This is a genomic window from Flagellimonas rhodophyticola, from assembly GCF_049332665.1.
Classification (GTDB): domain Bacteria; phylum Bacteroidota; class Bacteroidia; order Flavobacteriales; family Flavobacteriaceae; genus Flagellimonas.
The window spans coordinates 2,330,382-2,350,466 of the sequence record NZ_CP186326.1 but is presented as its reverse complement, the minus strand read 5'-3'; the positions used below and the strand labels follow the sequence as shown (position 1 = coordinate 2,350,466).

Genomic DNA, 20,085 nt, shown 5'->3' with positions numbered 1-20,085 from the left:
AATGAATTTATCCAGAAGATTGGGTTTTCAAGAAGATGAAAAATTGCTTATCATACATGCTGATGATGCTGGCCTATGTCATTCAGAGAATAGAGCGACGTTTGAGGCCCTCCAAAAAGGTATAGTGAATTCGTATAGCATTATGGTTCCCTGCCCTTGGTTTTATGAGGCTTCCGTTTTTGCAAAAAATAATCCTGATTTAGACAACGGCGTTCATTTGACCTTAACATGTGAATGGGAGAATTACAAATTCGGTCCAGTTTTGCCCATTTCTGAAGTTTCCAGTTTAGTAGATGAAAACGGACATTTTTTTAAAAACAGGGATGGGGTTAGAAATAATGCCATAGCTGAAGAAGTCAGAAAGGAACTTACCGCTCAAATAGAGAAAGCCCTGAACTATGGATTGAAACCTACCCACCTAGATTCCCACATGTACAGTATTGGTGCAAAACCTGAATTTTTGCAAATTTATAAGGAGTTGGGAGAAAAATACAACTTGCCAGTTCTGCTAAACGATGAGCTAATGGAAATGGCAGGTTTGGAAGCCGATGAAAATATTGCCCGAAATGATTTACTAGTTGATAAAGTGCATTTTGGCAACTTTGAATACTTTGAAAAAGGCAAGCTTCTAGAGTATTATCACAACGTTTTTGATGAACTGGTGTCGGGATTGAACATCATTCTAATCCATCCGGCATTTGATGATGCTGAAATGCAAGGAGTTACAATAAATCACCCCAACTTTGGGTCCGAATGGCGACAAATTGATTTTGATGCTTTTACAAGCGAGAGGCTTAGATCTCAACTAGAAAAAAGTGGTGCGCAGTTGGTAACCTGGAAAGATGTCGGTAGCGTCATGAATCAGTGAAAATCAAGGATTTGTTGCTGTCCCATCCCCCCATTCTTAATAAGATATTTTCAATAACGTACAGCACTATTAGACACGCACAATACTGGCACCTATAGCTCGTAATCGCTCATCAATATTCTCGTAACCCCTGTCTATTTGTTCAATATTATTGATAGTGGAAGTTCCTTTGGCCGATAAGGCTGCGATAAGTAATGACACTCCAGCTCGAATATCAGGTGAAACCATGGTTGTGGCTTTGAGGGTCGATTTAAAATTATGACCTATGACCGTGGCGCGGTGTGGGTCGCATAGAATAATCTTGGCACCCATATCAATTAATTTATCGACAAAGAAGAGCCTACTTTCAAACATTTTCTGATGAATAACTACCTCTCCTTTTGCCTGAATGGACACTACCAATAAAATACTCAATAAGTCTGGGGTCAATCCCGGCCAAGGTGCATCGGCTATGGTCAATATGGAACCGTCGATGTAGTTTTGTACCTCGTAGCCATTTTCATGCTTAGGAATATAGATATCGTCACCTTTTCGTTCAAGTTTGATTCCCAATTTTTGAAATGCGTTTGGAATCTGACCTAAATCATCCCAACTGACATTTTTAATGGTAAGTTCACTTTTTGTCATTGCAGCCAAACCTATCCAGCTGCCAATTTCAATCATATCTGGTAACATGGTATGCTCCGTGCCACCTAAAGATTCTACTCCTTCAATGGTAAGGAGATTAGAACCAATTCCGGAAATCTTTGCGCCCATTCTGTTCAGCATCTTGCATAATTGCTGTAGATAGGGTTCGCAAGCAGCATTGTAAATCGTTGTGGTACCCTCAGCAAGTACGGCAGCCATAACAATGTTTGCGGTTCCGGTCACAGAAGCTTCATCCAATAGCATGTAGGTACCCTTAAGCTTTTTGGCCTCTACCCCATAGAAATACTCTTCCTTATTGTATCTGAACTTAGCGCCCAATTTAATAAAGCCCTCAAAGTGGGTATCCAATCTTCTTCTTCCAATCTTGTCTCCTCCTGGCTTGGGAATGTACCCTTTTCCAAATCGTGCCAGCAGCGGTCCCACTAACATAATGGACCCCCTAAGACCTCGTCCATCTTGCTTGAACTGGTCTGATTGCAGGTAATCCAAGTTAACGTCATCAGCTTTAAAGGTGTAGGAGCCTTTCCCTTTTTTCTGGATTTTAACCCCTAAATCTTCGAGTAAAGCAATTAGCTTGTTGACATCGATGATGTCAGGTATGTTATTTATTGTTATTTTATCTGATGAAAGCAATACGGCACAAAGAATTTGAAGTGCTTCGTTCTTTGCTCCTTGGGGAGTAATTTCACCATGTAATTGGCGACCACCCTCTATTCGAAATGTTCCCATGAATTCCTTCGGAATTTAGTATCTTTTTTTACCCTTGTAGTTTCGTTGTCCTTTCTTATTATTACTGCCATTTCTATTGGATTTGGCTAAACGGTTTTTAAGAAACTGTCCGCTATCAGTAAGGTTTTCACCATGTGGGGCCAAATCTATCTCTCCATCACTCAACTCTTTCAAATGGGCAAAAATTGCTGAATCTTCAACAGTATCCTTGTTCCAATTTAAGTAGCATTTTTTCATGTGGTTAGCAATGGCATACTCCAAACCAGATCGCATATCACCCTTTTCCCATTTTATGGCAACATCAATCATCCTTTTAATGTTATTTCCATAGAATCTATACTTAGGATGGTTCTGTGGATATTCAAGTGGTTCGGGACGCTGTTGCAATACCTCTTTGGAGGTAATGGGGAATGGTGAATCCACATCCAACTTAAAGTCGGACATGATAAACAATTGATCCCATAATTTATGTTGAAAATCCGGTACATCACGCAAATGTGGTTGCAGATTTCCCATGACACTAATAATGGATTTGGCTACCTTGTTCCGTTCTTCGCGATCAGCAATAGAAACAGCATGATCCACCATTTTTTGGAAATGCCTTCCATATTCGGGAATGTGGAGTTTAGGACGCTCCGTATTATATTCTAAGTTTTCTACTAAATTCAAACTAAAGTGTTTATGAAATTAAATTATCGGGAAGTCTATCCGATAACGCATGCAAATTAAGAAAATTATGTCAATCAGCCCTTCTAAAGGGAAATTACTCCTTCAACCTTAGATACTTCCTTATACTTCGCAATTACTTCATCAGGGTTTTGTAAGTGAACCGTGATGGAAATACTGGTATATGTCCCTTTTTTGGACTTCTTCGATTCGATAACAGCTCCAGTATTGTTAAAAATATTGTTGATTTGACTAATACGCTCGTTATCCGTAGGAACAATAAACTTGTATAAGTAGTTCGATGGCCATTTGGTGTTCTCCAACAACTGTTCCTTGAGTCTTGCATAAAATTCTTCCGGATTCTCCTTCTCCATGCTACTATTTTATACAAATATATGGGATAGTGCACAATTTTTTTTCCTTCCTCCTATTTCATTACTTTGTAGTGCAAAACATTTTTATTTGAGCAATACCAAAGTTGTTATTACCGGAGCCCCAGGAACAGGAAAAACTTCCATTGTAAATGGCCTGGAACAAAAAGGACACCATTGTTTCCATGAAATCATTCGAGACATGACCTCCAAAGCAAAAATGGATGGTGACCCTGAAAAAATGGTTTCAAACCCTTTGGTCTTTGTGGACGATGCGCTTCAATTTAATAAGGATCTATTGTACGGTAGGGCCAATCATTTTAAAGATTCACTTTCGTCCGAAGCTTCCATAAACGTATTTGATCGTGGAATCCCGGATGTACTGGCCTATATGGATTTTTTTAATCAAGAATATGATCATGAATTTACCTCAGCCTGTGAAGCACATAAATACGATGCTATTTTTATTGCACCTCCATGGAAGGAAATCTACGTTTCCGATAATGAGCGATTAGAAACTTTTGACGAGGCACAAAAAATTCATGATGCCTTGATGCATACCTATATCCAATTCGGATATCATCCCATTCTTATTCCTAAAAAACCTGTGGTTGAAAGAGTGTCTTTTGTATTGGAAACACTTAATAAGATGTAGTGCAACAAACAACCAAAAACATTCTAAAAGAATATTGGGGATATCCCGAGTTCAGAGGTTCTCAACAAAAAGTCATAGACAACATTATCCAAGGGGAGGATGTTTTGGCGTTAATGCCTACTGGTGGCGGCAAATCCTTATGCTATCAGGTGCCCGCATTGGCCAATGAAGGACTGTGCATTGTAGTTTCACCACTGGTTGCCTTGATTCAGGATCAAGTGCATCAATTAAAATCTCGAGGAATCAAAGCTGTTGCTTTAACGGGAGGTATTTCCTTTGAAGAACTCAGCAACCTTCTTGATAATTGTGTCTATGGCAATTACAAGTTCTTATACCTATCTCCAGAACGATTGCAACAAACAATGATTCAAGAAAGGATACGTGAGATGAACGTAAATCTTGTTGCTATTGATGAAGCGCATTGTATTTCGCAATGGGGTAATGATTTTAGACCTGCTTATTTGGATTGTTCAATATTAAAAGAATTGGCTCCCAATGCTCCGATGATAGCACTTACAGCCACCGCCACCGAAAAGGTAGTAAAAGATATTATGGAAAACCTTCAACTTAACGAACCTAAGGTCTTCAAAGATTCCTTTTCCCGCTCTAACATTACATTCAAAGTAAAATCTTCGGAGGATAAACTGTACCATTTAAAGAGTATTGTTAGTGCCGCTTCGGGAAGTACTATTATATATGTGAGGTCACGCAGAATGACCATTTTTCTTTCTGATTATTTAAATAAGAACGGATTTAAGGCAACTTTTTTTCATGGGGGAATTTCAAAAGCTGATAAAGAGAACCGATTAAGTGCTTGGTTGAAAGAGGATGTCCATATCATGGTGGCTACCAATGCCTTTGGTATGGGAGTGGATAAACCCAATGTAAGATTGGTAGTTCATTATCAAATTCCTGATAGTTTGGAAAGTTACTATCAAGAAGCAGGAAGAGCAGGAAGAGATGGAAAGCCGTCCTTGGCTATCTTACTTACATCTGAAGAGGACAAGGAAAGAGCAAAACAACAATTTTTAGCTCATTTACCAGATGTCCCATTTGTAAAAAAATTATATCGTCAACTAAACAATTACTTTCAAATTCCATATGGTGAATGGGTGCAGGAAGTCTTGGAATTCGAGTTCAATACATTTTGCGAACGCTACGAGCTTAATCCAAATATGACATATCATGGGTTGCGAATTTTGGATCAGAATTCTGTATTGGCCCTTTCCGAAAATTACAATGAACGTACCACTTTACGATTCATATCGAATAAAGAAGGGATTTTCAATTACTTGGAAAAGCATCGAAACTCGGCTCGTATAATTCAAACCATATTGCGCACTTATGGTGGAATTACCGAATATGATACCAAAATCAATCTAAATTTGATTTCAAAGAAAGCTGGCGCATCCGAAAAACAGATCAAAACAGTCCTGCAACAACTACACGCTGACAGTATTGTTGATTACAAGTGCGTATCGAGTGATATTGAAGTAACGTTCCTGGTGCCAAGGGAAGATGACCGGACTATAAACCCTTTCGGAAGGCGTATTCAAGATTTAAACAAAGTTAAAGAGCATAGTTTAGCCGCAATGTTGGGGTATGTTGAAAATACTGTAACCTGTCGAAGCGCATATGTTCTAAATTACTTCGGTGAGCATATCAATAATAAATGCGGAGTATGCGATATTTGTACAGGAATAACACATGCAACGGATTCTTCTAGAGACATCCTCCTAGGATTTATAAAGGACAAGCCCCGTACATCACGACAACTTGTAGAAGTGACCAAGTTGGAAGAAACAGTGGTTTTGGAGTCTCTACAGGAATTAATGGAGGAGGAATTGATACAAATTAATTATAGAAATGAATACACCGCCGTCTAAAAATACCTTACGCATTGTTTTTATGGGTACACCAGAGTTTGCGGTGGGAAGCCTTCACAGTATTTTGGAAGCAGGTTTCAATGTAGTTGGAGTAATTACAGCTCCAGATAGGCCTGCCGGACGTGGAAGAAAAATGCAGGCATCAGCTGTAAAGCAGTATGCGGAGAAACACAAATTAAAGGTATTACAGCCAACCAATTTAAAAGATGTAGACTTTTTAAAGGAACTTAAAAGTCTCGAGGCCAACTTGCAGGTGGTTGTGGCCTTTCGGATGCTACCTAAAGCTGTTTGGCAAATGCCAGAATATGGCACATTTAATCTTCATGCTTCATTGCTTCCACAATATAGAGGTGCGGCTCCCATAAATTGGGCCATTATAAATGGAGAAACGGAAACAGGTGTCACCACATTCTTTATTGATGATAAAATTGATACTGGGAAAATTATACAGCAAAAAAGAGTAAAGATTCTGCCCGAGGACAACGCAGAAGCGTTGCATAATAGATTGAAGGAAGTTGGAGCTCTGTTAGTGGTTGAAACTTGCCAGCAAATTGAAGCGGGTACGGTTCCCACAGAAATACAAGCAGAATCCGAAGACCTGAAACCTGCGCATAAAATCTATAAAACAACATGTAAAATAGATTGGAATGCTTCTATGGAGCAAATCCATAATCATATAAGAGGACTAAGTCCCTATCCTGCTGCGTGGTCTTTTTTAATAAATGATGGAAAGGAAGAAACCATCAAAATATACCATACCAAAAAAGAAAGTGTCGAACACGACCATTCAATCGGTAAGTTGTTTTGGGATAAAAAAGAAATGAAAGTTGCCGTTAAGGGTGGTTATCTATATCTTTTGGAAGTGCAATTTCCAGGTAAGAGAAAAATGGATATCAAACAGGTTTTGAATGGGTTAAATCTTGAAAAATCCGCTCATCTTCGCTAAACCCTTGCTAACACTAGGCTAACAAATGCCCCTATTTTTTTTCGACTTTATCAACAAACTTTTCAAGTTATCAACAAAAAGCTGGATTTCCCTTGGTTTTACTTGCGTTGCACGCAAATCCGTATAAATTTGTTGAGCATTAAAATTATTTTAACAACAATTAATTTAATTCCATTATGAACAAAACAGAATTAATCGATGCTATGGCAGCTGATGCAGGCATCACAAAAGCAGCGGCAAAAAAAGCATTGGAATCTTTCTTGGGAAATGTAGAAGGATCTCTTAAAAAAGGAAACAGAGTTTCTTTAGTAGGTTTTGGTTCTTGGTCAGTATCTAGAAGAAATGCAAGAGAAGGTAGAAATCCTCAGACCGGGCAAACCATCAAGATAGCAGCTAAGAACGTAGTAAAGTTCAAAGCAGGTGCTGAATTGAGTGGTTCAGTAAACTAATCAATAGTTTTTTTGATATATAGAAGCACTTCCTAACGGAAGTGCTTTTTTATTTGGCACCAATCCAAGGTTTTGTAAATAACATATAATATATTACATTTAGTAATAAGAATCATGGATATGGTAAGTGACAAGCCGACAAAAGGAAAATTACTGGTTGCAGAGCCGACGCTCTCTGGCGACGTTTCTTTTAGCCGGTCTGTTGTTTTAATTGCTGAACACAATCATGAAGGTTCCGTTGGCTTTATATTAAACAAGCCTTTGGAATATACCATTGATGATCTTATCTCAGAAATCACTGTTCCTTTCAAGGTGTTTAATGGAGGGCCTGTTGAGCAGGACAATCTATACTTTATACACAAAGTGCCACATTTGATTCATGACAGCATTGAAATTTCGGATGGTATTTTTTGGGGAGGTAATTTTGAAAAAACCATTGAGCTGATCAATAATAAAACCATCAGTGAACAGGATATCCGCTTTTTCTTGGGTTATTCTGGATGGGATTCCAGCCAATTAGATCAGGAGCTTTCCTCAAAGTCATGGATTGTGGTCCAAAACGAGTACGAGAGCAGTATTTTGGAAAAATCTTCCAATGCCTTTTGGAAAGAAAAGATGTTGGAATTGGGCGGGGATTATCTATTATGGTCAAACGCTCCAGAAAACCCTTCGCTCAATTAGCACCTAGCCTACTCTGGCTCTTGCATTCAACTTTCCAACAAGACTTTTGCTGAAATCTGTTTGGAATTCTTTTTTACGATATTTTGTTATTGGAACGATTCCTAGGATACTATTGGTGATAAAAAGTTCGTCCGCCTTTTGAAGCTCGAATGGTGAAATAGATTCTTCGATTACATCTGTTTCCTCAAGAGATGTCAGGATTTCCAAAAGTTTTTTTCTTACAATGCCATCCAAACTACCATCACTCAAAGGTGGTGTCTTAACCTTTCCATCTTTTACTAGAAACAAATTTCCGTTGATGGCTTCCACAACATTTTTGTCGGTGTTGATCAACAAGCAATTGTGATAACCATTTTCTTTGGCATAAACACTTGCTACCACATTCAGAATCTTATCGGTAGTCTTTAGATTGGACAACATATCCTTGTTTACATAGTAATCCTTGAATAATTCTACTTCATAAGCCTCATCTTGAGCTAGATAGAAAGGCGAATGCATTGCATCAACTTCAATCAAATAAGATATTTCATTCGTTGTAGGGCTATATAGACCTCCACTATCTCGAAAAACTGTTATGCGAACTCTTGCTGGACTATTGATTAGGTTGTTTTCGCTGACCGTTTTAATAATCTCCTCTTCCAAAAATTCCAAGGTGAAATTCATCGGAATCTCCATACGCAAAATACGCATGGACGCCATTAACCTAAAGTAATGGTCTTCCCAAAAAAACAAGGTGCCATTCACACAACGTAACGTTTCAAAAAGGGCATCTCCATATTTTAATCCTCTGTTATCATAAGATAGGAATGCTTTATCGTTAGAAGATATGTCTCCGTTGAAATTGACCATAAAAAAATCCCGATTTTTATCGGGATCAAATATACGTTTTAGTTGAGAATGCCACTATTTTGAACCTAGAACTTGTTTTAGGTCCGAAACTTGGTTTTCCCATAACATTTTGGCCTCATCAACCTCATCTTCATCAGCAAAATCTGTGATAAAAAGGGATACATCTTTAGTAATTTCATCTACAATTATGCGCATCTCGAAATAGCTGTCATCATCATTTTCTTCCCAAGCAAATTTCACGAATTCATCACTCTTCTTTTTCAGCATTGTAGCATTTTCCTCAGCTCCGTCCCAAATAAAAATAAATGTCTCACTACGTGAATTGACATTATCGGCGTACCATTCTGATAGGCCTGAAGGTGTGGAAATGTATTGATAAAGCAACTGTGGTGAAGCCTGAATAACGAACTCTATTTCAAATTTAATCTTATCACTCATTCTTATGATCGGTTTTTCCTTTCGACATTTTTAATAATCGGGAAGATATAAAAATAAATATCAAATAATAAATTAATACGAATTTTGATTCGGCAAAAATTAAACTTTATATTTGCACCCGCAAAAACACCCATGGCGAGGTAGCTCAGGTGGTTAGAGCGCAGGATTCATAACCCTGAGGTCGGGAGTTCAAGTCTCCCTCTCGCTACAACAATTCCCTAACTGATTCACGGTTAGGGTTTTTTATTTCTATTTGAATAATTAGAACTAAACATTGTTTTATTAAGCAGGTTTTTGCTTTGGAATATCTTTCCTATTCTCTACCAAATCGTCATCAAGATCAATGTTGCTTTCGATAAGGACATCTTCGTCAAAAGTGCCATAGGCGAGTTCAGGAAGAACGTTTGACTGCACATCAACCACAAAAACGGTATTGTCCGAATCTGTGCTAGGTTCAAAAGCATAGAAATCAGCTATGTCCGCAGTAGTGCCCATCGAAGACGGGGCATCAATATGATCGGCGGAAACAAGTAGTAAGCCCGTAAAGGCCAAAACTCCAAGACCAATCAATAGTTTAGTTGTTTTTTTCATCTGTTTTTGTTTTTAATTATTAATGATTTGCCTTACCTACGGAGTCAACTTGAGGAGGTTTCGTTTAAAATGTTAATGTTGTATTAATGACAAGAACCAATGCCATATTATCGAGGCAAGTAATAGAATGCCACCAGTCAATGGGGTGATGGGGGGAATTTTAGATATAACTATTAGATATAAAATTGTAGGAAAAAAGTTATGAACATTGAAGTTTTGTTTGATATTTATTAGTAATTTTCTTACTCCAAATTTTTACTAACGTATCCTACAAATATGCAGTAACAACCAATATATAATCCTAGCATTATGCCATTTTCAACCTCTGTTTCCGTATGTTTCTGCCAACTTGGTTTCAATCTATTTTTGTTGGTTATAGATAGCTCTTAATGCCGCGAATTCCATATTGAATTCATCCTAAACTCTTAAGCAAGTATTTCTTAATAGAATTTATAAGTCTGCGACGACAGTTGTTGAGCTTCAGGTCCTTCACATGCCTATATTAAACTTAGGCTGGTATTAAATTCTTATATCCGTAACGGGTATTATCTGTTGAGCCTTGACAAAAAGGTTGAGGTATCACTATCCTAAAATCAAAAAACATTTATCCTTTTTAAAATGAAAAACACCGTTTTACTTTTTCTGTGTTTTGCTACTGCAGCATGGGCACAGGATATTACAAAAGTGCAAGATTACCTTCCGCCTTCACCGGAGGCACAAGAGTTCATTAAATATGGGGAATATCCCGTTGGGATGTACACCGGGGTTCCAAATATTTCAATACCCCTTTATACCATTACAGCTAAGGAAGTTCAAATTCCAATTTCGTTGTCCTACCATGCATCTGGTATTCAGGTAGACCAAATTGCCTCTTGGGCTGGATTGGGATGGTCTTTGAGCACAGGTGGATCCATCTCAAAAATCCCACGTGGCATACCCGATGATGAAGGCTTTGGTTTCCTGATATCCACACTCCCAGAATTGAATGCTTTGGTATACGATTTTGATTTCTATGAAGATGCGGCCTCAGGACAACGGGATACTGAGTCAGACATCTATCACTACAACTTTGCAGGATATTCTGGAAAGTTCTTTTTTGACAGAAGCAAAAATGTACGTTTAATAGATCAAGCACCTATCGATATAACTTACTCGTCTGGCACCTTTACCATTGTTACAAAAGAAGGCGCTACATATGAATTCAATGATATTGAAAGAACGCAATCCGTAACATACAGTCTTGGAAATCCACTGGGAACAGGAACCGAACAAGATTATATCTCTTCTTGGCATCTTTCAAAAGTTACCTCAAAGAATAAACTCGATTCAATTTCGTACACCTATGAAACCGGAACTCCTTTTGCAAACAACCAATACAACTATAGTGAGAGCACAGGTAACGACGTTAATTTAAGTACATGCCCACCTTCAATTTCCTCCAATGTTCATTCGGGACAAGGAACCGTATCCTCTCAAGTTCAGACCACTCAAAATCCAAAAAGAATAAAGGAAATCATTTTCCCAAGTGGAAAAGTCGTATTCAATCGATTAGCAGATCGCCAGGATAAATCACAGGATAGGTTAATCGAAGTAGAAATATACCAAAAAAACAGTCAAGCTTATGATGTAATTAAAAGCTTTAGTTTTTTACATAACTATTTCTATTCAAGCCATAGTACCGTCTATCCGGCCAATCCGATTGCTGCAAAACGTTATCGTTTAAAGTTGACAGAACTCCATGAACTGGATAAAAATGGGCTCAACCCAAAAAAACACATATTCGGATATGACAATACCATGCTACCTCCAATTGAAACTAATGGCAAAGATTTTTGGGGATATTATAATGGACAAAACACCAATCTTACCTTGGTTCCCCTTCAACCCAATCAATATTTTGGGAATAATATTGGAACTGCAGACAGGAATCCAGATGCTTCATTCATGAAGGCTGGGATACTCAACAAAATTACATATCCCACTGGCGGATATACCGAATTCAACTACGAACCACATGAATATGAAACCACCGAAGCTGCGTTGATTACAAAGAATAAAAATGTCTTTGCGGTTGGTCAACAAAATGTAATTGGGGATGGTGTATATCTAGAGGATACTGAGGTTTTTACCCCCAACTATTCCGGTTATGCTACCGTAACGATTGAAGCATCTGACCGAAACAGTACTTCAGGTGTCTATCCCCGAATTACTCTGCAAAGAGTCGGAAGTTCAGGCTATATGATTGATCACAGAATTGATCCCCAAACCTATTCATATCCCATGAGCCCCCCAGAAGTTAACTTTTCCTTCCCCCCAGTCTGGTTGGATAAAGGGGTTACTTATACCTTAAAAGCAGAAGCCGAGGGAACATCCAACTCCAGTGAATTTGATAATGCAGCCTATATGATAGCCGATATCGATTATAAGGAAGAAAGTACCACGCAAACTCAGGTAACCAAACTTGCTGGGGGATTACGTATACAACAGATAAAATCCTTCAGTGAGAACAATGTTTTGGCTTTTTCCAAAAAATATGAATACAACAATGAAACCCTGATTACTCCTGAAGTGTTTATCAAAGAGCAGTATTTGGATACTGAAATTGAAAAATGGTCCTTTTGTAGTTGGGGAGGGGCCGGATCTGGAACCTCATCATGCTTAAGCAATAGTACAACAAGAAGGTTTTATTATGGCGGGACTGTTCGGAACCTGACTTTAAATGGAGGAAGTCCTGTGGTTTATGGTTCAGTTAATGAACTATCTGTGGACGGCTCTGACAATAGCAAAGGAAGAACCACCTACACCTATGATATTCAAACAGATGCGATAATGCCAACGCCTTCATCCTATCAAGGCGGCATAATGATGCTCAAAAAAGATTGGATGGGTGGACAAAATACATCCGCAACAACTTACGCAGAAGGTGCCTCTGACTATATCACTAAAGAGACCACCGGACATACCATAAAAAAGTATGATGAAAGTTATAAAATGTATAAGATCGTGCATTACAAATCGATTTCTGGGGACTGCACAGTACCAAACCTAGTAAGCCCAGCAGGACGCTTTCTTGTATTTGAGTATCCAATCTTCACGGGTGCAAAGCTGGTTAACTCCACCGTTAAGAAAACAAAAGAAGCAAGTGGTAATGAAGTTACACAAACCACTTCCATTTTCTATGACAACGAAACGCACTTGCAACCCACACGTACCGAGACCACAAAAAGTGATGGTTATACCGTAGCTCAAGAAATGTTTTATCCGGATGATGTGGATACCTCAACCGCTTTGGGGCTACCCGCACTTTCCACTCAAGAGAAAAATAATATAGATAGACTTAAAACAACTGATCTGCATCAAGTAAGTATTCCTGTCCAAACCGTTACTGAGGTTAAAAATTCAGGTGGAACGGTGGTATCCACCTCAACAAACAGAACCCTCTTCTCCGACCTTGGAAACGATTTGGTATTACCGGAATCCGTCAAAACCTTAAAGGGTATCTACAACTCCTCGTCCAATCCATTGGAGAGTAGACTAATCTACCATGGCTATGATAGCAGAGGAAATCCCATAGAAGTAAGCCAGGCGAATGGGTCGCATATCTATTATATCTGGGGATACGGTGGCACACTTCCCATAGCCAAATTAGAGAATGTTCAAGCGTCCCAGATTACATCAAGTCTTCAGGTTCTTATTGATTCTGCTATAACTGCATCAAATGCTGACAATGATAGAACATACGGGGTTAATGGCGCAGAGGGTAATTTAAGAACCAGTTTAGGTTTTATAAGGAATCACAGCACAATGTCATCAGCTCTTGTGACTACTTACACCTATGATCTCTTGCTTGGTATAACTAGTACTACTGACCCCAGTGGCTATACTATGTATTATGAGTATGACGATTTCAATAGGCTCAAAGAAATCAGGGATGCTGACAACAATTTAGTCAGCGATTATGAATATCACTATAAAGGCCAAAACTAAAAACTAAGCCATGAAAAATAAACAAGCACATTTAAAGCAATATATCACCATACTGATTCTGGCAATATTCTGCAACACGGCCATTCTAGCTCAGAAAAAAGAAGTACATCCACTTATTGGCACTTGGGAATTTGATTATACTTCTTCTGTTACCAAGATAGAACGCACTTCCAAGGCACGATTTGATAGCGTTCCACAGCAAAAATCAACCTTTGAAGCCGCTTATCGGGGAAGGAAAATCTTCTTTGGTGATGATGGTAGCTTCGCGCAACAGCTGGCAGATGGCCGCAGGTCCACCGGAACATGGGCTGCCGACAATAACAACAGTCTAGTTATTGTTGATCCGAGTGGGAATAAATATCCGCTGAATATTCAAAGCCTTACCCAAACGCACTTGATTCTTAAACCGATTGTAAGTGGTGAGGCAAAACCAGTGCTTCCTGAATGGTATTTCAAAAAACTAAAAAACTAAGAATATGGATTTCTATCATAAAAAAATAGCAAAGCTGACATTTTTGAGCTTTATAGTAACCATTTTCTTTGGTACGGCCATCAATGCACAATATAGTATGTCCGGACCAATAGGGGCATCTCTTGGAGAGACCAAGACCTACTCGGTAATAGGAAGTAACATTTTTCAGACCAGTTGGAGCACGGGCAGTCAAGGTTCAATCCAGACATCCACTAATCCAGGAACAACCACTATTCAGGTGCAATGGAATAGTACTGGCAGCAGCTACGTGCGTGTTGACGTTGTCGATTATTTTTACAACTCTCATTTTGTGCAAAAATCCGTTAGCGTAACGCAACCAGCACCTACCACACCAGGTAATCCGACGATTACTTCAAATGGATGTGGTCAAGCCACACTAACTAGAAGCGGCAGTCCGCCAAGTGGTGTTACTTGGTATTGGCAAGGCAAAAGCTCCAGTGGCACCAGTACTTCAAAAGGCAGCGGTAGTACCTTTACAGCTAACGAAGGTACGGGCACCTACTATATTCGGGCACGAAACAGTAGTGGTGTTTGGAGTTCTTCTTCAGGGTCACGGTATGTGTCCATGGTAAATCTTACCGCAGGAAGCATTAATAATGCACAAACCATTTGTTATGGTGGAAACCCTTCTACCTTGGGAAATTCCGCTTCCGCAGGTGGAATCAGTGGAAGTTATAGTTATCAGTGGCAGTACTCGAGCAACGGAAGTAGTGGTTGGACCAATATCAGCGGGGCCACTTCATCAACCTATAATCCTCCAGGAGGGTTAACAGCATCCAGATGGTATCGAAGAAGGGTTTCCTGTGCCTCACAAACCAGCTACACAGGTAGCGTAAAGGTCACCGTATATCCAAACCTTTCAGCGGGAAGTATAAGCGGTACACAAACAGTATGCTATTCGGGAGACCCTAGTACCTTGTCCAATGGCTCATCACCATCTGGAGGAAATGGCAGCTACAGCTATCAATGGCAGTATTCAAACAACGGAAGCAGCAGTTGGACAAACATCAGCGGAGCAACCTCCACAACGTACAACCCACCAAGTGGGCTAACGGCAGACCGATGGTATCGAAGACGGGTCATCTCTTGTGGCCAGACCAAATATACCGGAAACATTAAAGTGACCGTTCGTTCTAGTCTTTCAGCAGGAAGCATCACCGGCGCCCATACCATATGCAGTGGTGAAAACCCAAGTGTAATCTCAAACGGCAGCACTGCTTCAGGAGGTGACGGTAACTATAGTTACCAATGGCAATATTCAAACAACGGAAGCAGTGGCTGGACCAATATCAGTGGAGGTACTTCCACCAGTTATGATCCTCCCAGTGGTCTTACCATAGATCGTTGGTATAGGAGACGTGCTATTTCCTGTGGAGAGACCAAGTATACCGGTTCTGTAAAGGTCACCGTAACCGCTGGGCCTCTCTTCTATGCTGATACGGACGGAGATGGTTATGGTGATTCTGGTAGTACAACTAATGCCTGTACCCAGCCTTCAGGCTACGTCTCCAACAGTTCGGACCATGACGATACCACAGTGATGATTACCAATGTTGCCCCACAGACCTTTTACAGTGATGCGGACGGCGATGGTTTTGGAGATGGAGCTACTACGCTTTATGCTAGCTTTAAACCCTTAGGGTACGCCAACAATTCTACAGATCAATGTCCTGAAAGACCAGGATCCAACAATGGCTGTGATTATGTGGCACCCACCCCAAGTGATGAGAACTATGTAAGCACCCGTAGCTATCAGATGGCCATGTCTTCTTCTAGCAGTATACAACGAAACAGCGATGTATTGGAAAGCGTGAGTTATTTTGACGGTCTTGGCCGGACCACACAACAAGTTTCGGTAAAAGCATCGGGTACAGCAACCAAGGCTGCAAGTCCCAATACTCCTGCCGAATGGACCATGGACTGGACCGTAGGAACAGGAAGCACCAACTTTTTCAATAGAAATGGAACAGTTGCGGAAAATGAGCGTTTTTATGGCCCAAATCCTTTTGGGGAGACAGATTTGATTTGGCAGTGCGGAAATGAGCCAGATCATGGTTCCGATGGAGGGTGGAATACGGATTATTTCAATGTGGACAAGACCAAGACCTATCGCTACATGGTATGGATGCGACGAGACCAATCCAACAACGGTAGTTCATACCATGGCACACAAAATGTCAATAACCTTAGCGGGAGCGCAAACAGCAATCCCTATTTCTGGTACGGAGATCCACCACAACTTGGGGAATGGTACCTTTTGGTCGGAATCATACACCCGTATACCCATGGAAGTACGGATACAGGAGTCAGCGGGGTATATGATATGCAGGGGAATCGGGTCATTGATGGTACCGAGTTCAAATGGCGCTCAGACACCACTACCTCTAGATTCCGCAGTTATCTTTATTACTGCACTGATGTAAACGTGCGTCAATACTTCTACCAACCCATTTTGGAAGTGGTAGATGGTAATGAAATTCCACTCCAAGAAATGTTCACCGTCGGAAAGAACGAAGATGTAATCACTCACATGAGTTATGATGCCTTCGGTCGACAAGACAAGGAATGGTTACCCTATCATAAATCAACAGGAAACCTGGGTAGTTATAGAGGAGATGTATCCACCGAAATACAACAGTATTACAAGGACAACTATGCGTCGGATTTTCCAGGAGTAAGTAATGTAGCTGATATCAATGCCTACGCTGAAAAAGCTCTCGAAGCTTCTCCGCTAAACCGTGTGTTGGAACAAGCAGCACCAGGCAAGGATTGGAAGATGGGCAATGGGCATACCATACGTTTTGACTACCTAAACAATACGGCCAATGAGGTTAGGCGATACCGGGTTACCCTCGCCTTTGCCAACAATACCTATACCCCTACTCTTGTTTCGGATGGATATTATGGAGCAGATGAGCTCTACAAAAATGTAACCAAGGATGAAAACTGGGCTTCCGGCACAGATCATACCACGGAGGAGTTTACGGATAAACAGGGCCGGGTGGTGCTTAAACGAACTTATAACAGTGGAGCACACGACACCTATTATGTATACGATGACTATGGGAATCTTACCTATGTATTACCACCAAAGGTGGTACATGACAGCAGTATCTCTGCTACGGAGCTTTCGGAGCTTTGCTACCAATATGTTTATGACCATCGTAACCGTTTGGTGGAAAAGAAAATTCCGGGCAAAGGATGGGAGGAAATTGTTTACGACAAGTTAGACAGGCCTATTATGACCAGAGATGAAAACCTAAAGGCCTTGAACCAGTGGCTTTTTACGAAATATGATGCCTTTGGAAGGGTCATCTTCACAGGAAGAGATGACAATACAAGCAGTACAAGAACTGCACTTCAAAATGCTGCTGATAATACCTTAGCCACTTATGAAGAAAAACGTAGCTCTGCTTTAAACCTGGCAGGCACAAATGTGTACTATAGCAATGACGCTTATCCTACTAGTTATAATCAGGTATTCACTATAAATTATTATGATGACTATGTATTTGACAGACCTGGATTGAGTCTACCATCAAGTGTATTAGGGCAGACCACTACCCTTGCAGTAAAAGGGTTGGCTACAGGAACAAAAGTTAGGGTTTTGGGGACCAACGATTGGATTACAACCATGTTCGGTTATGATTTGAAGAAAAGACCCATTTGGACCAAAAGCATTAACGATTATTTGAATACTATCGATTTGGTCGAAACCAAACTGGACTTCCCTGGTAAGCCCTTGGAGACAAAGACCACTCATACCAAGGACAGCAATCCGGCCATAGTAACCACCGATATCTTTGACTATGATCATATGGGTAGGTTGGTCGAGCAAAAACAGACCATTGGAAGTACCACCGAAACTTTGGTAAAAAACAATTACGATGAAATCGGGCAACTGATCTCCAAAGAGACCGGGGGTGGACTTCAAACGGTCGACTATTCGTATAATGTACGCGGTTGGTTAAAACAAATCAACAACCCCAACAATCTGGGAGGGGATCTCTTTGCCTTTGATCTAAATTATAACACGGCCGATCATAGTGGAACCCCCTTGTTCAATGGTAATATTGCCGAAACTGAGTGGAAAACGGCCAACGACAACACTCTGCGATGGTATCGATACGATTACGACGCTTTGAACCGAATAGAGGCCGCAACCGCCAATAGTACCAATTACCATGTTAGTGGTATTAGTTACGACAAAAATGGCAATATCCTCACCTTAACTCGTAAGGGGCATACCAATGCTGGGGCCACCAGCTTTGGTACCATGGACAATCTGGTGTATACCTACGATAGCGGCAATAAGCTTACCAAGGTATTGGACAATGGCAACGACACCTATGGCTTTGTCGATAGCGCCAATACCAGTACCGAATACACCTATGATGCCAACGGTAATATGCTTACTGATGCCAATAAGGGCATTTCATCGAATATTGGGTATAACCACCTTAATTTACCCACTTCAGTTACCCTTGGCGGGGGAACGATCTCGTATATTTATGATGCCACGGGTGTTAAATTAAAAAAGACCGCGGGAAGTTCTGTGACAGAATATGCTGGTAACTATGTGTATTCAGGGAATACCACCTCTACGACATTGCAGTTTTTTAGCCACCCCGAAGGGTATGTATACAAAGACGGTAGTGATTATAACTATGTATACCAATATAAAGACCATTTGGGCAACATACGCTTAAGCTATGAAGATGGCAATGATAACGGTAGTGTAGATGCAAGTGAAATTGTGGAGGAAAACAACTACTACCCCTTTGGCCTTAAACACAAAGGTTACAATGAGGTCACCTCTTCGCTAGGGAATAGTGTGGCGAATCGGTGGAAGTATAATGGGATTGAGCTAGATGAGACTTCTGGGTTGTACGAGATGGATTTAAGACGATACGATCCTGCAGTTGCTCGATGGACGAGTATTGATCCTGTTACTCATTTTGAGTATTCCACATACTCAGCTTTTGATAATAATCCCGTGTTCTGGTCAGATCCAAGTGGAGCTGATGCTACACAGTTCGTAACGGATTTGTTTAATAGATCAGGTAATGGCAAAACCAAATGGACAAACAATAATGATGGTACTTTTTCTAGTAATAGTGGTCAGACTGCTGATTGTGAAGAATGCAAGAATCACTATTTAGACCTTAAAACAGGAAGAGTTGAATTAATAGATGGAAACAAAGACCTAACAAGACAAGGAAAAATCTGGGTTGGGGGTTCTGATGCCTCTGTTGGTGATATTGAAAATATGCTATCTGCAATGGGCTTTACCTTTACTAGAAATGGAGGTATTGTTGCCGAAACAACGGAAGCGTACAACGCTTTTATCCGTAACCACAATGCAGAAGTCACAATGCTGACAAAGAATCTATTCATTTCTTATGGCGTGGTTTTTGTTGGGAATATTTTCTTTCCAGTCAGAGCCCCTGTAGGCGGAGCTAGAACTCCTTTTTCTGCAGGAGTTGCAGGTGCTGCGGGAGCTGGTTCAAAATGGGTTACAGTAGGAAGATGGATGTCTGCAGACGAATTGGCAGTAATGAGGGAAACGGGACGTATGGTTGAAGGTGCAGGCGGACAAACTTTTGTTTCCACAGGAGGGAGTACTTCTTTTACCGCAGCTAAAGCGGGTTCGGTATATGTGGAGTTTCAAGTTCCTGCAACAAGTCTTATACAAGGAGGAAGAGCAAATTGGTTTAAGACCATAGGGCCTAATTCAAGCAAGGCAATGCAAAGTTCATTACAAAAACAAGGAGGGGCAATGCTTCCTGAAGTGCGAAATATAACAAAGGTTTTAGCAACTAAATAAA

15 protein-coding genes and 1 tRNA gene are annotated in these 20,085 nt (G+C 40.3%); 10 read left to right on the top strand and 6 right to left on the bottom strand.

Translation table 11 applies throughout. The annotated features are described in order from the left end of the window. The first annotated feature begins 1 nt into the window (after nucleotide 1). The gene (locus ACOKFG_RS10510) at nucleotides 2-868 is read left to right on the top strand and encodes a polysaccharide deacetylase family protein (RefSeq protein ID WP_298789364.1); all 867 of its coding nucleotides are present in this window, start codon (nucleotides 2-4) and stop codon (nucleotides 866-868) included. 69 nt (nucleotides 869-937) lie between these two features. Here ACOKFG_RS10510 and murA read toward each other — a convergent pair whose 3' ends face one another. The 3 genes from murA to ACOKFG_RS10495 form a co-directional block, all read right to left on the bottom strand. Next, nucleotides 938-2,245: a UDP-N-acetylglucosamine 1-carboxyvinyltransferase gene (murA, locus tag ACOKFG_RS10505; RefSeq protein ID WP_422861193.1), complete on the bottom strand. Its 1,308-nt coding sequence runs from the start codon at nucleotides 2,243-2,245 to the stop codon at nucleotides 938-940. A 15-nt stretch (nucleotides 2,246-2,260) separates the two neighbouring features. Then, nucleotides 2,261-2,914 (bottom strand): DUF4290 domain-containing protein, encoded by a 654-nt coding sequence (locus tag ACOKFG_RS10500; protein WP_298789362.1) that lies wholly within the window; start codon nucleotides 2,912-2,914, stop codon nucleotides 2,261-2,263. 83 nt (nucleotides 2,915-2,997) lie between these two features. After that, nucleotides 2,998-3,285, bottom strand: coding sequence for a DUF493 family protein (locus ACOKFG_RS10495; RefSeq protein ID WP_298789361.1), 288 nt, complete (start codon nucleotides 3,283-3,285; stop codon nucleotides 2,998-3,000). Nucleotides 3,286-3,373: 88 nt separating this feature from the next. Between ACOKFG_RS10495 and ACOKFG_RS10490 the strand changes: the two genes are divergently transcribed. From ACOKFG_RS10490 to ACOKFG_RS10470, 5 genes are all read left to right on the top strand, one after another. Next, the gene (locus ACOKFG_RS10490; protein ID WP_422861192.1) at nucleotides 3,374-3,937 is read left to right on the top strand and encodes an AAA family ATPase; all 564 of its coding nucleotides are present in this window, start codon (nucleotides 3,374-3,376) and stop codon (nucleotides 3,935-3,937) included. Further along, a complete protein-coding gene (locus tag ACOKFG_RS10485) occupies nucleotides 3,937-5,823 on the top strand; it encodes a RecQ family ATP-dependent DNA helicase (protein ID WP_422861191.1) in 1,887 nt (628 codons plus the stop codon). The genes ACOKFG_RS10490 and ACOKFG_RS10485 overlap by 1 nt, the downstream gene beginning before the upstream one ends. Continuing rightward, nucleotides 5,804-6,769 carry a methionyl-tRNA formyltransferase gene (gene fmt, locus ACOKFG_RS10480; protein WP_422861190.1) on the top strand — a complete coding sequence of 322 codons (966 nt, stop codon included), beginning with the start codon at nucleotides 5,804-5,806 and terminating at the stop codon, nucleotides 6,767-6,769. Before ACOKFG_RS10485 ends, fmt begins: the two co-directional genes overlap by 20 nt. 176 nt (nucleotides 6,770-6,945) lie before the next feature. Beyond that, complete coding sequence (locus ACOKFG_RS10475) at nucleotides 6,946-7,218, top strand: HU family DNA-binding protein (RefSeq protein ID WP_073176939.1); 273 nt, start codon at nucleotides 6,946-6,948, stop codon at nucleotides 7,216-7,218. A 120-nt stretch (nucleotides 7,219-7,338) separates the two neighbouring features. Continuing rightward, nucleotides 7,339-7,899: a YqgE/AlgH family protein gene (locus ACOKFG_RS10470; protein WP_422862190.1), complete on the top strand. Its 561-nt coding sequence runs from the start codon at nucleotides 7,339-7,341 to the stop codon at nucleotides 7,897-7,899. A 3-nt stretch (nucleotides 7,900-7,902) separates the two neighbouring features. Here the strand turns inward: ACOKFG_RS10470 and ACOKFG_RS10465 are convergent, their stop codons facing one another. Further along, nucleotides 7,903-8,748 (bottom strand): aminotransferase class IV, encoded by an 846-nt coding sequence (locus ACOKFG_RS10465; protein WP_422861189.1) that lies wholly within the window; start codon nucleotides 8,746-8,748, stop codon nucleotides 7,903-7,905. Between the two features lie 54 nt (nucleotides 8,749-8,802). After that, nucleotides 8,803-9,186 (bottom strand): START-like domain-containing protein, encoded by a 384-nt coding sequence (locus ACOKFG_RS10460; protein WP_298789356.1) that lies wholly within the window; start codon nucleotides 9,184-9,186, stop codon nucleotides 8,803-8,805. A gap of 134 nt (nucleotides 9,187-9,320) precedes the next feature. On the opposite strand from ACOKFG_RS10460, the gene ACOKFG_RS10455 reads away from it, so the two are divergent. Then, nucleotides 9,321-9,394, top strand: a tRNA-Met gene (locus ACOKFG_RS10455). A 74-nt stretch (nucleotides 9,395-9,468) separates the two neighbouring features. Here the strand turns inward: ACOKFG_RS10455 and ACOKFG_RS10450 are convergent. Next, on the bottom strand, nucleotides 9,469-9,777 hold the full coding sequence (locus ACOKFG_RS10450) for a hypothetical protein (protein WP_422861188.1): 309 nt from the start codon (nucleotides 9,775-9,777) through the stop codon (nucleotides 9,469-9,471). 618 nt (nucleotides 9,778-10,395) lie between these two features. Between ACOKFG_RS10450 and ACOKFG_RS10445 the strand changes: the two genes are divergently transcribed. From ACOKFG_RS10445 to ACOKFG_RS10435, 3 genes are read left to right on the top strand one after another with little or no spacing between them, the layout of a single operon-like run. Continuing rightward, the gene (locus ACOKFG_RS10445; RefSeq protein ID WP_422861187.1) at nucleotides 10,396-13,764 is read left to right on the top strand and encodes a hypothetical protein; all 3,369 of its coding nucleotides are present in this window, start codon (nucleotides 10,396-10,398) and stop codon (nucleotides 13,762-13,764) included. 10 nt (nucleotides 13,765-13,774) lie between these two features. Further along, the gene (locus tag ACOKFG_RS10440) at nucleotides 13,775-14,236 is read left to right on the top strand and encodes a hypothetical protein (RefSeq protein ID WP_422861186.1); all 462 of its coding nucleotides are present in this window, start codon (nucleotides 13,775-13,777) and stop codon (nucleotides 14,234-14,236) included. Between the two features lie 4 nt (nucleotides 14,237-14,240). Further along, nucleotides 14,241-20,084 carry a DUF6443 domain-containing protein gene (locus ACOKFG_RS10435; RefSeq protein ID WP_422861185.1) on the top strand — a complete coding sequence of 1,948 codons (5,844 nt, stop codon included), beginning with the start codon at nucleotides 14,241-14,243 and terminating at the stop codon, nucleotides 20,082-20,084. The last annotated feature ends 1 nt before the right edge of the window (nucleotide 20,085 follow it).

What these genes read in the sequence shown, in the direction of transcription:
- ACOKFG_RS10470 (WP_422862190.1), top strand. Translation starts at nt 7,339, where the DNA reads ATGGTAAGTGACAAGCCGACAAAAGGAAAATTACTGGTTGCAGAGCCG.
- ACOKFG_RS10510 (WP_298789364.1), top strand. Translation starts at nt 2, where the DNA reads ATGAATTTATCCAGAAGATTGGGTTTTCAAGAAGATGAAAAATTGCTT.
- ACOKFG_RS10440 (WP_422861186.1), top strand. Translation starts at nt 13,775, where the DNA reads ATGAAAAATAAACAAGCACATTTAAAGCAATATATCACCATACTGATT.
- fmt (WP_422861190.1), top strand. Translation starts at nt 5,804, where the DNA reads ATGAATACACCGCCGTCTAAAAATACCTTACGCATTGTTTTTATGGGT.
- ACOKFG_RS10475 (WP_073176939.1), top strand. Translation starts at nt 6,946, where the DNA reads ATGAACAAAACAGAATTAATCGATGCTATGGCAGCTGATGCAGGCATC.
- ACOKFG_RS10460 (WP_298789356.1), bottom strand. Translation starts at nt 9,186, where the DNA reads ATGAGTGATAAGATTAAATTTGAAATAGAGTTCGTTATTCAGGCTTCA.
- ACOKFG_RS10495 (WP_298789361.1), bottom strand. Translation starts at nt 3,285, where the DNA reads ATGGAGAAGGAGAATCCGGAAGAATTTTATGCAAGACTCAAGGAACAG.
- ACOKFG_RS10450 (WP_422861188.1), bottom strand. Translation starts at nt 9,777, where the DNA reads ATGAAAAAAACAACTAAACTATTGATTGGTCTTGGAGTTTTGGCCTTT.
- ACOKFG_RS10435 (WP_422861185.1), top strand. Translation starts at nt 14,241, where the DNA reads ATGGATTTCTATCATAAAAAAATAGCAAAGCTGACATTTTTGAGCTTT.
- ACOKFG_RS10445 (WP_422861187.1), top strand. Translation starts at nt 10,396, where the DNA reads ATGAAAAACACCGTTTTACTTTTTCTGTGTTTTGCTACTGCAGCATGG.
- murA (WP_422861193.1), bottom strand. Translation starts at nt 2,245, where the DNA reads ATGGGAACATTTCGAATAGAGGGTGGTCGCCAATTACATGGTGAAATT.
- ACOKFG_RS10465 (WP_422861189.1), bottom strand. Translation starts at nt 8,748, where the DNA reads ATGGTCAATTTCAACGGAGACATATCTTCTAACGATAAAGCATTCCTA.